At 74.5% G+C, this 15,551-nt stretch carries 8 protein-coding genes; 2 read left to right on the forward strand and 6 right to left on the reverse strand.

Annotated elements, in window-relative coordinates; genetic code table 11:
- Positions 1–384: 384 nt before the first annotated feature.
- The gene (locus AB0M28_RS36490; RefSeq protein WP_365414464.1) at positions 385–2,304 is read left to right on the forward strand and encodes a bifunctional glycosyltransferase 87/phosphatase PAP2 family protein; all 1,920 of its coding nucleotides are present in this window, start codon (positions 385–387) and stop codon (positions 2,302–2,304) included.
- Positions 2,305–2,430: 126 nt separating this feature from the next.
- Complete coding sequence (locus AB0M28_RS36495; protein ID WP_365414451.1) at positions 2,431–2,889, forward strand: group III truncated hemoglobin; 459 nt, start codon at positions 2,431–2,433, stop codon at positions 2,887–2,889.
- A gap of 14 nt (positions 2,890–2,903) precedes the next feature.
- Here the strand turns inward: AB0M28_RS36495 and AB0M28_RS36500 are convergent, their stop codons facing one another.
- From AB0M28_RS36500 to AB0M28_RS36525, 6 genes are all read right to left on the reverse strand, one after another.
- Positions 2,904–6,230, reverse strand: coding sequence for an AAA family ATPase (locus AB0M28_RS36500; RefSeq protein WP_365414452.1), 3,327 nt, complete (start codon positions 6,228–6,230; stop codon positions 2,904–2,906).
- Positions 6,231–6,426: 196 nt separating this feature from the next.
- The gene (locus AB0M28_RS36505; RefSeq protein ID WP_365414454.1) at positions 6,427–9,327 is read right to left on the reverse strand and encodes a hypothetical protein; all 2,901 of its coding nucleotides are present in this window, start codon (positions 9,325–9,327) and stop codon (positions 6,427–6,429) included.
- Positions 9,327–11,864 carry a S8 family serine peptidase gene (locus tag AB0M28_RS36510; RefSeq protein ID WP_365414456.1) on the reverse strand — a complete coding sequence of 846 codons (2,538 nt, stop codon included), beginning with the start codon at positions 11,862–11,864 and terminating at the stop codon, positions 9,327–9,329. The genes AB0M28_RS36505 and AB0M28_RS36510 overlap by 1 nt, the downstream gene beginning before the upstream one ends.
- Positions 11,865–11,979: 115 nt before the next feature.
- Complete coding sequence (locus AB0M28_RS36515; protein WP_365414458.1) at positions 11,980–12,558, reverse strand: WHG domain-containing protein; 579 nt, start codon at positions 12,556–12,558, stop codon at positions 11,980–11,982.
- Entirely contained in the window at positions 12,551–13,357 is an 807-nt protein-coding gene (locus tag AB0M28_RS36520) for an alpha/beta hydrolase (protein WP_365414460.1), read from the reverse strand. The genes AB0M28_RS36515 and AB0M28_RS36520 overlap by 8 nt, the downstream gene beginning before the upstream one ends.
- A 99-nt stretch (positions 13,358–13,456) precedes the next feature.
- Positions 13,457–15,148 (reverse strand): VanW family protein, encoded by a 1,692-nt coding sequence (locus AB0M28_RS36525; RefSeq protein ID WP_365414462.1) that lies wholly within the window; start codon positions 15,146–15,148, stop codon positions 13,457–13,459.
- Positions 15,149–15,551: the final 403 nt, after the last annotated feature.

The following is a 15,551-nucleotide window of genomic DNA, read 5'->3' on the forward strand; positions in this document are numbered from 1 at the left end:
CGCTGATCTCGACGCCGTCGATGGTCAGCGACACCAGGTCTTCCGGCGGGATCGCCGCGCCTCCCCCGGCGGGGGCGGACCCCGAGGATGCCGTGGGACCTCGTCGGGCCCGCCAAGCCGGGGCGCACTCACCCCCCTGGGCGAATCCCGTCCGTGTCCGCCGCGCGGGCGCGAGTGACGCGGATCTCATCTGTTAACCGAGTACTGCGGTCAGGTGATCGCGGGTGGCTCGCGTCCTCGATCAAGGGGGCGGGTGCTGCGCGGCCGGCCCCCGGGTCGGCCCGGGCTCGGGACGACAGGAACGGACGCGGCGTGGCACAGACGCAGGGATACGGGGCGTCGGGCCCCGGCACGGCGGACGGCGGGTTCGGGGGGCGCGGCGCCCTGGTGCTCGGAGGGCTGTGGCTGCTCGCCGGGCTCCTCGCGGCGCGGCTGGCCGCGGCGGTGCTGCGGGTTCCGGCGGACGAGCGGATGCCGGCCCTGGACGCCTGGACGGGCACGGACGGCGCGCTGCGCACACGGGGTTCGCTGTACGACGACGGCACGTTCACCGGCACGCCGTTCTCGGGGCTGGTCCTCAAACCGCTGACCCGGGCCGCCGAGCAGAGCCTCGGCGTCGCGTGGACCTTCGGCACGCTGCTGCTCGTCGTGGTGCTGGGCGTCCTCGCCGCGCGGGCGCTTCCCGAGCCGGTGAGCGCGCGGACGCGGCTGCTGGCGCCGCCGGTGGCGGTCATCCTCGTCGCCGTCGCGCTGCCGGTGCGCAACACGTTCTTCCTGGGCCAGATGAGCATGCTGCCCGTACTGCTGACGGTGGCCGGCTGGCTGTACGCGGGGCGCCGCTCCGGCCCCGTGCTGATCGGGATCGCCGCCGCGCTGCAGCCGTCGGTGCTGCTGTTCGCCCCGCTGCTGTGGCTGTGCGGCCGCCGCTCCGCGGCGCTCGCCGCCGCCGGCACGTTCGCCGCGGCCACCGCGGTGGCCTGGGCGGCGCTGCCGTCCGACTCGTGGGCGTACTGGATGCACCACGTCGCCGGGGCGGGCGCCGGCGGGGACTCGGGCGATCTGGCCAACCAGTCGCTGCACGGGGCCCTGCTGCGGCTGGGGCTCACCGGTCCGGTGGAGGTCGCGCTGGCGGTGGTGCTGGGCGCCGGCGTCGCCGCGCTCGCGCTGTGGCGGGCCGCGCGCTACGCCCGCGACGGGCAGCCGCTGCTGGCCGCGGCCGTCACGGGGTGCGCGGCGATCGCGGTGGCCCCGACGACCTGGCAGCACCAGCAGCTGTGGATCCTGCTCGCGGTGGTCGGCCGGGTCGGCCGGCGCACCCAGGACCGGCTGGTGTGGCCGGTGTTCACGGTGCTGGTGATGACACTTCAGAGCAAGGCGCTGGTGCCGAAGATGGACGCGCTGGCGTTCGTCGGCGACGACGCGACGCTGATCGCCGCGCTGCTGGCGGCGTGCGCGGTGCCGTTCCTGACGCGTACCAGCCCGGTGTGGGAGCGGCCGGTGGCCGCCGGCCGGTTCACCCGCCCGAACCTCCTGCTCGAACTCCTCCTGATCCGCGTCGGCTACTGGCTCTACTCGTACGTGCGCAGCCTCGCCCCGGACGGCCGGGAGCTGGCCGAGGGCCACGGCCACCAGATCCTGTCGGTGGAGCGGGCGCTGGGGATCGACATCGAGTACGGGCTCAACCACCAGGTCGCGGACACGGCGTGGCTCAGCGCGAGCATGGACTTCTACTACGCGACGTTCCACTTCCTGGTCCCGATGACGCTGCTGGCGTGGCTGTACGTCACCCGCCCCGCGCGCTACCGCGTGTACCGCGCGGCGCTCGCCTTCGCCACGCTCCTCGGCCTGGTCGGCTTCTGGGCGTACCCGCTCGCCCCGCCCCGTCTGATGCCGGGCCTCGGCTACATCGACACCCGCAACGGCCCGCAGGACTTCGACGACCCGTCGTTCGGCGCCCTGACCGGCCTCACCAACCAGTACGCGGCGATGCCGTCCCTGCACATCGGCTGGTCCCTGTGGTGCGCCCTGGTCCTGTGGCGCCTGTCCCCCTACCGGTGGCTGCGCTGGGCGGGCTTCCTCTACCCGCTGGCCACGGCCGCGGTGATCATGGGTACGGCGAACCACTACCTGCTGGACGCGGTGGGCGGCGCGGCGGTGGTGGCGGCGGGCTTCCTCGCGGCGAGGGCGCTGGACCGGGGCCTTCATTTCGCTGCATACGGGACAGCGGGACGGGTCGCCGCGCGGGACCGGTCAGGGACATGGCACCGTGTGCGGCAGCACCAGTGGAGCACCGCCGACGACTGACAACGGCCCCCGCACAGCCTGGCTGCCGTCAGCCGTGATCTCCGGCGGGCGCCGCCGCCCGGAGGCCGGTCTGCCGATCATCGGCCTCTGGGCGGACTCTGGAATTCCGTCGGCGACACTGGACGTATGGACGGGTACGTACGGCAGGACGCCCCGGCGGACATCGCCGGGCGCGCGGACATCGAGGCGCTGCTGCGGGCGTTCTACGGGGCGGCCTTCGCCGATCCGCTGATCGGGCCGTACTTCGCGGGGACCGGCCTCGAGGCCCATCTGCCGCACATCGCCGACTTCTGGGAGCGCGCGCTGCTGCGCGGCGCCGCCTACCGCCGCGACCCGCTCGCCCCGCACGCCGTCCTGCACGAGCGCGCGCCGCTCACCGCCGCGCACTTCGGGCGGTGGGTGCAGCTGTGGCGGGCCGCCGTCGACGGGCGGCACCAGGGGCGGGTCGCCGAGCGGGCGAAGGACCAGGGCGAGCGGATCGCGCTCGCGATGCTCCGCCGGCTCTCCGGGCGGGACGCGGACACCTCGGGGGACGGTGGCGGGTTCGTACCGCTGGCGGCACTGCGGCTGCGGGGTGCGGCGTAGGGGCGGCCTGCGACCTAAGGGCGACTGCTCTCCGCCCGCGCCCGCTCGATCCCCTGCTGCCCGGCCGGGAACGGCAGCTCCGCCGCCAGCCGTGACGCCTCCTCGAAGGCCGCCGCCGACTCCGCGGTACGCCCCTGCGCCGCCAGCGCCGCCGCGTGGACCGTACGGGCCGCCGTCTCCGTGAGGCGCTCGCCGGTGCGCGAGGCCCGTACGACCTCCGCCTCCGCCAGGTCCGCGGCGCGCTCCGGGCGGCCCGCGGCAAGGTGCGCCCAGGCGGTGACGTACGCGCCGCCCGTCACCCGGTCGAGCAGCTCCAGCGCCTCGTCGGGGCGGCCGCCCCGGATCAGCCACTCGGCCTGCGCGGTCAGCGCCTCGTTCTGCGCCTGCCGGTCGGCGTTGTCCGTCGCCGTGCGCAGCGCCGCGTCCAGCGGCTCCTCGGGGTCTCCCTCGCCGGTGCGGAACAGCACCCGGGCGAGGGCCACCTGGGCGTACGGCGTGGACCAGCCGAGCGGTGAGCTCTCCGCGGCGCGGGCCAGGCGGCCCGCCTCGTCGGCCTCCTCCAGCAGCAGGTGCAGCTCCGCGAGGTTGGCCTGCTCGAACGCGATGCCCGCCCGGTCACCGGCCCGTTCGGCGAGCTTCAGCGCCCGGCCGCCGGTGGCGATGGCCTCGCGCAGCCGGCCGGCGCGGCGGGCCTGCTCGCGCAGCACGGACAGCACGGAGCCGAGCAGCCGCGGTTCGCCGAACGCCTCCGCGTGCGGCAGCGCCTCCTCGGCGATCGGGCCCGCCTCGGCGAACCGGCCGGCCAGGGCGAGCGCGGTGGCCTGCAGCGACAGGCTGCGGGCCAGCAGGGCGCGCTGTTCGGGGCCGGTCACCTGCCCGGCGTACGCGCGGGCCGCCCGGGACGCCGCGAGCGCCTCCGCGTACCGGCCGAGCACCAGGCACACCACGGCGCGCCCGGTGCGGTGGGCGGCTGCCGAGCGCGGTGTGGTGCGCGGACCGGGCGGCGTCGCGTCGAGCAGGGCCAGGCCGTCCTCGGCGGCGCGCGAGCCCACCAGCACGTCCGCGAGCCGGCCGGTGGCCAGCACCAGGCCGTCCTCGTCACCGCGGCGCCGCAGCTCCTCGATCGCCTCGCGCAGGACGGCGGCGGCGTCGTCGTACCGGCCCATGCGCTGCAGCACCGCGCCGCGGTCGATGCGCGCCCAGGCGGCCTCGGCGGCCAGGGAGTCCAGGCGCGCGGTGAGTTCGGCGTAGTAGTGGTCGGCGGTGTCGTTGGCGCACAGCGCGGCGGCGCGTTCGGCGGCCTGGCGCAGATAGGCGGTCGCCCGCGGGTCGTCGGCGCGGGTGAGATGCGCCGCGAGGGTGTCGACGGCGTCCGGCCGGCGGCGGCGTACGGCGTCGGCGTAGCCGGAGTGCAGCAGCCGGCGGCGGGCGGCGGAGAGCTGCTCGTAGCAGGTCAGCCGGATCAGGGGGTGGCGGAACGCGAGGCCGGCGACGGTGCGTCCGTCGACGACGGTGTCGCGCTCGGCGAGCACCGCGGCGGCGACGGCCGCCTCCGCCCCGGCCGCGGCCTCGGCGGGCTCCAGGGGGTCGCCGAGGGAGGCCACGACGTCCAGCACCTCGGACAGGGCCGCGTGGTCGCCGGTGACGGCCACCACCTCGACGATCCGGCGGGCGGCGGGCGCCAGCCGGGCCAGCCGCGCGGCGACCAGCTGCCGTACGCCCTGGGGCGCGTGCTCCGCCTCGCCCTCCCCCAGTTCACGGACCAGCTCCAGCGCGAACAGCGGGTTGCCCAGCGACAGGTCCCACACCCGCTCGGGGACCGGCGCCCCCGGCGGCAGGCCGAGCGCGTCGGCCGCGAGGGCGAGGCAGTCGTCCCGGCCCAGCCGCGCCAGGCGCAGGTGACGGGCCAGCCCGGCGCGCTCCAGGGAGTCGAGGGCGGCGCGGCGCGGATCGTCCTCGGCCAGCTCCTCGACGCGGTAGGTGACGGCGAAGCGCCAGGCGCCCGCGGAGCGGCGCGCGAGATGGCTGAGCAGCTGGAAGGAGCCGGTGTCCGCGGCGTGCAGATCGTCCAGTACGACGAGGACGGGCGCGGTGGCGGCGAGGTCGCGCAGCAGGGCGACGGTGGCGGCGAAGAGCCGGTCGCGCTCCTCCTCGGGGCTGCGCTCGGTGTCGGCGCCGATCCGGCCGAGGGACGGCAGCAGCGCGGCCAGCTCCGGGTAGTCGGCGCCGGCTCGGGCCCGTTCGGCGGCGGGCCGCCCGGCGAGCCAGCCGTCGAGCGCCTCGACGAACGCGCCGTACGGGGTGCGCCCCTCGGCGTCGTGCCCGGCGCCCCACAGGACCACGGCGCCGTCCTCGGCCGCCCGCCGCGCGGCCTCGGTGACCAGGCGGGTCTTGCCCAGGCCCGCCTCCCCGCCGAGCACTTGCACGGGGGCGGCGGCGGGGGCGAGCAGCTCGCCGAGCGCGCGGTCGCGGCCGTGCAGCCGTACGGGCGCGGGTATCCGCAGCGCGGGCGGCGGGGTGAACCCGGGGACGGAGACGACGCCGCCGCCCGGCCCGTCCAGGGCGAGCAGATGCAGCCGCTCGGTCTCCGGACCGGGACGGACACCGAGTTCGGCGTCGAGGACGTCGCGGCACTCGTGGAACTGGCGCACCGCCTGCCGGCGCAGCCCCTGCCGCAGATAGGCGCTGATCAGCAGCTGGTGGGCGCGTTCGTCCGCGGGTGCGGTGCCGAGGACCTCGCGGGCCGCGGCGGCGGCCGCCTCGGCGGCGCCCTCGTCGAGCAGCGCGGCGCCGTGCGCCAGGCGCAGCCGGTCGCGCAGGTCGTCGAGCCGGTTCCGGCGGGCCTCGGCCCAGGCGGCGTACCGGTCCTCGGGCAGCAGCTCGCCGGTGAACGCGGCGAGCGCGGCCGCCAGCCGCAGGGTGCCGCCCTGGTCCAGGGCCTCGGTGGCGAGGCGCTCGGCGTGGTCGGCGTCGATCCAGACGGTGTCCGGCTCCAGTCGCAGCAGCACACCGTCGGTGGTGAGGTACGAGGAGGCGGCGCGGGGCGGCAGCTCCGGCTCCAGGGCGCGGCGCGCGGCGTGCAGGGCGACGCGCAGGCTGCCCAGCGCCGCCTGGTGGTCGGCGTCCGGCCAGCAGGCGTCGAGCGCCTGGTCGCGGTGGAGCTGGTGGTCGGGGGCCACGGCGAGCAGCTTCACCAGCGCCTGGGCGCTGGGACGCGGCCAGCGCTCGGCGAGCGGCGGACCGCCGTCGCGTGTGACCCGGAAGCCGCCGAGCAGGTGCAGGCGGAGCAGCGGGGGCGAGGCGGCGCCGTCGGAGGTGCTGTCCGCGGGTGCCCTGTCCATGAGGGCAGTCAGGGTAACCCCTGAACCTGAGCGTGCGAAGGCGGGGCCCCTCGGCCAGGGGACCGAGGAGCCCCGCTGCGCCGTCCCGGATCGTTCGCGTGGACGGGACGGCGCGGACGGAGGGCCCACGGGGGACGGGCCGCTCCGGGCTCGTGAGGGGCGGGCTCCCGGGGGTGCCGGGGGCCCGCCGTCGGGGTCAGGGCTTGTCGATGGACAGGGTGATCAGCGAGCGGATCGCCGTGTACGGCTGGGAGACGACGTTCCCAACCAGGCCGGCGGTGAGGTCGGCGCCGTAGTCGTCGAAGGTGAGCAGCAGGACCTCGTCCTTGCCGTCGCCGTCGAGGTCCGCGACGAAGTGCTCGCGGGCCCCGCCCGCGAAGTACTCCGTGACGGGCCTCGGGTAGTTCACTCCGGCCGTCAGAACCGCCGGGTCGAACAGGGTCGCGAACTGCGTGCCGGTCGCCACCAGGACCCTGGCGCCGTCCGGGCCCGTGGCGAAGGAGCTGCTGCGGATGTCGGACGGCGAGTTGAGCAGGCGGTCCTCGCCGTTGGGGCCGTAGCTGCGCAGTCCGGCGAGGGCGCCCTCCACCAGCCCCTCGGGCCCGGTGGACCAGTTGGCGAGCGTGGCGTAGCCGCCGACCTTCACCTCGTGCAGCAGCTCACCGGTGCGGCCGTCGCGGATCTGGACCAGGTTGACCAGCGTGTTCGGGGGGAACTTCGAGGCGTCCGTGCGGACGATCTGGGTGTAGACGACCGCGTGCCCGTCGGCGTACGGGATGCCGGGCGAGGCGAACGTGGCCGCCCGCGGCACGATCCCGAGCACGACACCCGTGGTACCGGCCGGCGCCTGCGGGGTGAACGACCAGGCGACCGAGCCGTCCTTGCCGTTGACCGCGACACCGCCCACCGGGACGCCACCCGCCCCGGGGTTCACACCGCGGGTCTGGAACTCCGCGTACACCTTCCCGTCGGCGGCCGACAGGTCGGCGAACGCCGGCGTGCCGATCTCGGCGGGGACGGTGTACTCCCACTTCAGGGTGCCGTCACCCTCGTAGGCGCGCAGCTTGTCGGTGCCCACGGCCACCTCGGCGGCACCGTCGCCGTCGAGGTCGGAGGCGACGACGTTGCGCACGTACTCACCGGCCGGCGCCTCCATCACGCTGAGCACCTTGCCGGTACGGGCGTCCACGACCGCGGCGGCGGAGCTGGCAGCGACGACGATCTCGTCGCGGCCGTCACCGGTGGTGTCGGCCTTGACGACCTGCACCACCCGGCCGGGCAGCACCGCCGACCACAGCCGCTTGGGCTGGCCGGCGACCAGCGACGGTCCGTCGTAGGCGAACACGCCGTTGGAGGAACCGCCGACGACCAGGTCCTGCTTCTTGTCACCGTTGATGTCGGTGGCCGTCGCCGTGTAGGGGATGCCCTCCAGCGGCAGGAGGCTCTCGCGCTTTCCGCTGCCCAGGTTGTACGACAGGACGTTCTGGTTCGTGTCCACGGTGCGCACGCGCCAACCGCGGTCCTTCAGATACGGCTGGGTGCCCAGCATCGAGCCGACGATGCCGCGCTTCTCCCACTTCACCGCGCCGTTGTTGCCGGCCAGCACCGACAGGCGGGCGTAGTGGATCGACCCGCGGTTGCCGGCGTTGGTGGTGTCGTTGTCGTCCATGTAGGACGCGACCACCTTGCCGTCCACCACCTGGATGCCCCAGGCCGCACCCACATCGCCCTCGTTGCGGGGCCGCTTGACCGTCCGCGCCCACAGCAGGCTCGCGTCGTCGCCGTTCAGGGCGCGGACGCTGTTGGAGCTCATGAACACGCCGTCCACGGTCGACTCGCTGACCGTGTACTCGGGCTTGGTGTCGCCCTGCAGGTCACCGATCTCCAGGGCGAGCGGCAGCGCGTTGATCCGCGTCGTCAGGCTGGTGCGGGTGCCGTCGGCGGGGGCGTACGAGGTGATCTCGTACTTCATGCCCTCCCGGTAGTCCGACTGCTCCAGCGCCACGATCCGGCCGCGGGCCGCGTCCAGATGCAGCTGGCGCACGTAGTTACGGCCGGTCTTCGCCCACTTGAGGCTGCCGTCCGCGGTGTCGATCACCAGGGTGTGACCCGAGGGCGTCAGGCTCGCCGTGGCATTGCGGTCCTGGTTCCAGGAGGCTGCCAGCAGCCCGCCGCCGATCGGCTCCAGGGCACCCCACAGGACACCGGTGTAGGTACCCGCGTCGTACGTCCACGACTGGGACGGAGTGAGCTTGCCGTCCGCGTAGCCGAAGCGGATCCCGGTCAGGGTCGCCTTGGAGCCGGCCGGGGAGTTGAGGTTGTAGTACGCCGAGTCCGCGACCACCAGGGTCTTGCCGACCAGCTTGACGTTGTACGCCGCGGCGAACAGCTTCGACCACAGCGTCTTGCCCGTCGCACCGTCCAGCACGGTCACGAACGTGCCGTTCGGGAGCGAGGAGCCGGGCGAGGTGAACGGCCGGTACGGGTACACGCCGACCTCTGCCGTGAACACCACGTCGTCCACGCCGTCGCCGGTCAGGTCGCCGGTGGTGACGCCCTGGTCGGAGGCGGTGGAGAACGGGCTGACCGCGTTGAAGCCCATCACCACCGCGGCCGGGTACGGCTCCGGCTGGTAGACGCGGAGCGGCTTGATGCCCCAATCCTCGTGCAGGGACGTCGAGTCCCGCGACCACAGCTCCTTGCCGTCGGCGCCGAAGCGCTTGATCGGCAGCAGGCCGTTGACCGTGAAGTAGTCACCGCCCGTCCCGCCCACCGGGTAGGTGGCGGCCATGCCCTGCGCGCCCTCGACGGCCGACTTCTTGTTCAGCTTCCACGCGGGGGTGGCAGTGGTCGAGGAGTCGTCCGTGGTGGTCGCACCGTCTGCCGTGTCCTCGACGGCCTGGCGCGGGTCGAGGCTGCGCCCGTCGCCGTAGATGTCCGGCATGATCCGGTGCGTCAGCTCGTCGGCCTGAGCGTCGGTCAGGGTCAGCAGCTCGCTGTCGTCCGCCTGGGCGACCGCCGGGGCGGCGCTCAGCGCCAGCCCGGAGGCGAGCAGTGCGGAGGCGAGGCGCAGGCCCCGCCGGTTGATGGCAGTCATCACGCGTCCTTCGGGGTGAAGCGGATGGCGGTCGCGTCGCTCAGGACGGCCTCGTTGAAGGAGTGGCCCAGACCGTCGGTGCCGGCCTGGTTCTCGATACCGGTCGTCGCCGAGCCTCCGCGCTGCAGGGCGCTGGTGCCGACGCCCTTGTACTGCAGCGTGATCGCGCCGGTGGCCTCGTCGAAGACGGCCTCGAAGGAGATCCGCACCGAGGTGTCGGCGGCGATGGCGGCGTTGTTCCACACGATCGCGAACTTCCGCGCACCGGCCGTGCCGGTGACGGCGGTCTGCACGCTGGAGCGCTTGTCCAGCACCAGGTCGTCCCAGAACGCCGCGACCACGCCGTTGGGCTGGGCCGAGGCGGGCAGCGCCGTGTTGGAGAAGTCGCCGAGACGCGGCTGCAGGAAGTTCACCAGCCCGTTCGTGCTCACCGAGGCGCTGGTGTAGTCCACGCCGTAGTACTTCACCGCGAACGGCAGGCCGATCGTCGTGGCGTCCTCGTCACCCGACAGCGTGACCTTGCTGACGCCCTTGATCCAGGACGAGGCCACCGGCGCGCAGGAGTACGTACGGGCGGCGTCGGTCCGGTTCGGCAGTCGCACGTCGGCGGTCTCGTCGCCGTCGACGGTCAGCGCACCGGAGTAGGTGCCGTTGCACACCACCGGAGCGGCCGGGGCGGCCGTCACGGTGTACGAGCCCTCGGCGACATCCGGCAGGGTGTAGCGGCCGGAGGCGTCGGTCTTCGCCACGGGGACGGGCGTGCCGTCGACGGTCACCGTGGTGTTCGCGAGCGGCTTGCCGGTGACGTCCAGCACGGTGCCGGTGACCGCGTGGTGCGGTACGGCGGTGAGAGCGAAGTCCTCGGCGGCGTTCTGGCCGACGGCGAACTCGGCGGTCTGGGTGGCGGTCGCATAGCCGTAGCCCGAGACGGTGAAGGTGTAGCTCCCGGCGGGCAGCGTCAGCCGGTACGAGCCGTCCGCGTTCGCGGTGACGGTACGGGTGACCGTGGCGCCGGCCGCGGTGACGGTGGCGTTGCCCAGCGCGGTGCCGGTGGCCCGGTCGGTGACCTTGCCGGTGATGACGGCCGCGGTGTGCGGGGCGGCGTCCACGGAGCCCAGGATGTCGAGCTTGCCCTCGCCCCAGACGTTGTTCATGCCGGCGGTACCGCCGCAGTGCGTGTCGTCCACGTCACGGGCGCTGGAGTTCAGCAGCGCACGGGTGGCGTCGATGTTCCCGACCAGGGACGGGGCCTCCGACCACAGCAGCGCTACCGCGCCGGCGACGTGCGGCGTGGCCATCGACGTACCGTCGATGGCGCGGTAGGTGGAACCCGGCCAGGCGGAGCGGACGTTCACGCCGGGGGCGGCGATGTCCGGCTTGGCGGAGCCGTCGAAGAGCGACGGGCCGAAGCCGGAGAATCTCGCGATCTTCCCGGCGGAGTCGTAGGCACCGACCGCGTACGTCGCCGCCTGGGCGCCCGGGGTACGCGCCGTGCTGCAGGTGACGCCGTTGCCGTCGTTGCCGTTGGCGAACGCCTCGAAGATGCCGGCCGCGTTCCAGGCCGCGACGATGTCCGCGTAGAAGTCGGTGACGCCGCCGCCCCACGAGTTGTTGACGATGTTCGGGGCCAGGTCCGGCCGCGGGTTGTTCCCGTTGCGGTCGGTCGGCGCGAGGATCCACTGCCCGGCCGCGAGCAGGTTGCCGTCGACGCAGAGCTGGTCGGTCGTGCAGCCCTTGGCGGCGATCCAGCGGGCGCCGGGCGCGACGCCGATGCCGCCGGCGCCGGCCATCGTGCCCATGGTGTGCGTGCCGTGGCCGGCGTTGTCGCACGGGGCCGAGGTGGTGCAGACGCCGGTCGGGTCGTAGAAGTTGTAGTCGTCGCTCGTCGAGGAGCCGGTCCAGCCGCGGTAGGCGGCCTTCAGCGCCGGGTGGTCCCACTGCACGCCGGTGTCGACGTTGGCGACGACGACGCCCTCGCCGCGCTCCTGGTACTGCGACCACACCTGGTCGGCCTTGATGTCGGAGATGCCCCACTCGACGGCGGCGTCGGTCGAGATCGACTGGGTGCCGGCGGCGGGCTCGGTGTCGTCGAGGGCGTGGGTCTGCTCCTGGACGATCCGCTCGACGTCCGGGCGGGTGGCGAGTTCGTCGACCAGCTCCGCGTCGTCGGAGGTCACCAGCACGGCGTTGACGATCCAGAAGGGCTGGTAGCCCGCCTTCTCCTTGTCCAGGAAGGCCCGCAGCGACTTCTGGCTGCCGGTCGCCGTGTTGCGCAGTGCGTCGAACGCGGCCTCGGCCTTGGCCGCGTGGCCGCGGGCCTTCTTCGCGGCGGACAGGTCGGCGTGGTCCTTCAGTACGACGAAGAACCGTGACTCCTTCCCGGCGGCTACGGCGTCGAGCACCGCGGAGTCGACGTCTGCCGACGCGCTGGGGGTCGCGGGCTGCGCGACGGCGGGGGCGGAACCGCCGAGTACGGCGGCGAGCGCGACCGCCGCCCAGACAGCGCGCCTGCGCCGGGCTATGCGGGGGACGTTCATGAAGGGCTGCTCCTTCAGGGGCTGCGAGAGGTGCGTCCCAGCCGGCCGACGGGGTCTCCGCAGGGCAGCGGACCGGGAAGTGGCCGCACGCTAGGGCAACCCAATTACTGAGCCGTTACTGCCCCTTGACGCCCTGCTCAGCGGGCCGCAGCCCATCCGCCACCATGCCCGTGAGCACGTCATACGACGCGTCCAGGTCCTCCGGCAGCCCGAACCCCCCGGCAGCCTCCAGCACGGCGAACCCGTGCACCGCCGAGCGGACGGCGCGGGCCGCGTGCACCGCCTCGGCTCCCTCCAGCCCGAATCCGCGCAGCACCGCGAGGAGCACGCCCAGCACCCGCTCCCCCGCCGGCCGTGACCGCTCGTCGCGCAGGGGCTGCGGGTCCATCGTGCCGTAGCGGTCGGGGTGTTCGACGGCGTACGCCCGGTACGCGCGCATGAAGGCCCGCACCGCCTCCTCCCCGGAGAGGCCGAGCACCGCGTCGGTCACCCGGTCCGCGAGTTCGTCCAGCACCCGCGCGGTGAGCAGGCCGCGCAGCTCGGCGAGGTTGCGTACGTGCTTGTAGAGCGACGGCGTCGCCACCCCGGCGCGGGAGGCGACGGCCGACAGGGTGAGGCCGGCGGCGCCGTCGGCGTCGACGACGGCGAGCGCCACGTCGACGACCGCGCCGGCGGACAGGCCCGCCCTAGGCACCGGCGGCACCGGCCGTACGGGCGAGGAAGGGCAGCATCGCGGCCGCGACCTCGGCGGGCCGCTCGGCCTGCGGGTAGTGGCCGGCGTCCGCGATCAGCACGATCTCGGTGGACCCGGCGAGATCGCTCGCGTACTTCTCCGCCTCGGCGCGCGGGTCGTCGAAGTCGGGGTCCTTGTCACCCATGACGATCAGCGCCGGCTGGTGCACCCGGGCCCGGTAGGCACCGGAGTCCTTGGACTCCGGCAGCGCCACGGCGACGAAGGACGCGGTACGGCCCGGCTCGCGCAGGTTCGCCTTCAGGGCCTTCACGTAGTCCTTGAAGTCGGCGGGCTTGGGCCCCTTGTACAGCGAGCGGTAGAACATCGCCCACAGCGCGGGCGTCCGCACGACGAGCCGCTGGAGGGCGGCCATCAACGCGCCCGGCTGGGGGGCGGTGGCCCACGTGGAGAGCAGGACGACACCGGTCACCTCCTCGGGCAGTTCGGCGGCGGCGACCACCGCGGAGTCCGGGGTCCACGACAGGCCGACGACGGTGGCGGGTCCGCCGAGGTGGCGGATCAGCGCGGCGTAGTCGGATCCGACGGCCGTCGTGGTGTACGAGTCCCAGCCGGTGGACGACTCGCCGTGGCCGCGGATGTCGAACGTGGCGACGCGGTAGCCGGCGGCGACCAGTTCCGGCACGAGCAGCCGGTAGGACTGGCGCAGGTCGCCCATCCCCGGCGCCATCACGATCAGCGGACCCTCACCGGTCACGTCGTAGGCGATGCGGCCCTCTGCCACGTCGAGGTACTCGGTCATGGTGTTTCCCCTCCCAAAGCTCCAAGGCTTATCCCGATAGCCATAAAGCTAATGCTGTTAGCCAAGGCCTGTCAAGCCCCCGGGGGAACGCTCTGCCGCTCAGTCGCAGACGACCTCGTCGCGCGGTGTGTAGTGGGTGCCGAAGCGCTCGCGCCGGACCTCCTGGCCGCGCTCGACGAAGACCCGCTCGACGGTGACGTCGAAGCCCTCCAGCGGGGTCTGCGGCTCGCACTTGAGCACGGGGCCCTCGCGGGTCGCGGGCTCCTTCACGTTGGTGCGCGGGCCCTTCACCGACTGGACGTCGTCGTACTTCCGGGTGCCGAGGAAGGAGACGGTGATCGAGCCCTCGGTCGCCCGGGTGCGGATGTAGACCGCGTTGCCCGAGTCGTTGAGGAAGCTCAGGTCCAGCGCGCCCCAGACGACCGTCGCCTCGCGTCCCTCCGGATAGCGCTCGATGTAGAAGGAGTGTGCGCCCCATTCCAGCGGCTTGACGCCCGCGAAGAACACGGCGTTGAAGACCGTCGTCGCGACCGCGGAGACGCCGCCGCCGGTGGCGCGGGCGAACTGGCCGTCCTGGATGATGACGCCCTCCACGAAGCCGTTCGCCTCGGTGCGTTCGCCGACGGTGCGGTTGAAGCTCCAGGTGTCGCCGGGGAGGACGACCGAGCCGTCGATCAGCTCCGCGGCGCGGCCGACGTTCTTCGTACGGTAGGGCGCGGCGGGGAAGTTGACGGTGAAGGTGGACATCTGCTCGGTGATGCCCAGCTCGTCGACGTTGTCCCGGGTGAGCGTGGGCCGTATCTCCCGGGTGGCCACCGGGCCGGTGCGGGCGGCGCCGGTGGCCGTGAGCAGCGGCAGTACGGCGCCGCGCAGCGCCCCGGGCGTCACCTCGCGGCCGGAGCGGCCGTCCGCGGTGACGACGACGCGGCCGCCGTCGAGGGCGAGCCGGGCGTCGACGGCCTCGTCGGTGATCTGCTCCAGGCGGCGGGCCACGGCGGGGTCGTCGAGCAGGCCGCGGGCGTCGAGGTGCGGGGTGAGGCGGTCGCCGCTCCCCCGGGTCATCGAGAGGTGGGCGCCGACCACGGCGGGGGTGAGCGCCAGCCGTCCACCGCCGGTGGTGGTGAGCGTGACGGGCGCGGACATGGCCGGCCGGGCGAACGCCTTCAGCGCCCGGTCCACCTCGGCGGCGCCGACCTCGGGCTCGGCGTGCCGCACCGGCAGCGGTACGGCGGGGGCCTCGCCCGTGGGGTCGGTGCCGCGCAGGGCGGCGAGGGCCGCGCCGATATCGAGCGACTGCCCGCGCCGCGGCGCTACGGGCACCGGGCGGCCGCCCTCGAACGTGATCCCGCCGTCGCGGGCCGCGCGGTCGTGCTTCGCCGCCACGGCCCCGAGGGCGGCGCGGGCCCTGGCCTCGTCGAGCCGTACGACGGGCGCCACGTCGCGGTCGCCGTCGGCGAACAGCCGGCCGATGACGGTGACCGGGTCGTTCCCGCTCCGCGCGGCACGCTCGGCGGTCGCGCGGGCGTCCAGCGCGTACCCCGCCGCCGCGGTCCCGACGACGTCCTCCGTCGCACCGACCCGCACATGCACCTCGTCCGGCCAGAACTCCCCCTGCCGCCGCTCAAGCACCGCACCGGCCTCGGCAACGCCCAGCCCCCCGAGCGCGACACCCCGCACCTCGGTCCCCGGGGCCAACTCGTCATCACCGACGGCAAGCCCGGCCAGATAAAGCCCCCCGAACACGACCCCGACGACACCGGCTCCCACCAGCCCCACGGAACGTATTCGCATAACCAGAAGATAACCGCCCAAAACCCCACCCTCCACCGCACCCACACCACCCTGCCGCCTGGCGCGGCCGCCACCGGCCGGGCTGGCCGGGGACGCGGACCCCACCGGGCGACCGCACCGGGTACGGGTACGGTTCGCACCGCTGCGGGCGGGTTGGGCACGGCGGCGCTGGCCCCGCGCCGGGCGGCCACACCGGGTACGGATGCGGTTCGCACCACTGCGGCCGACTGGGCGCGAGGGCGCGGGCCCCGCCGGGCGACCGCACCGACTACGGCTCGCACCGCTGCGGGCGGCTGGGCGCGGGGGCGCGGGCCCCGCCGGGCGGCCACACCGGGTACGGGTGCGGTTCGCACCGCTGCGGCCGCCGCCTACCTCGATCCCCGCGACCACGCCTGGGAGCGCC

The organism is Streptomyces sp. NPDC051940, from assembly GCF_040680895.1.
Classification (GTDB): Bacteria; Actinomycetota; Actinomycetes; order Streptomycetales; family Streptomycetaceae; genus Streptomyces.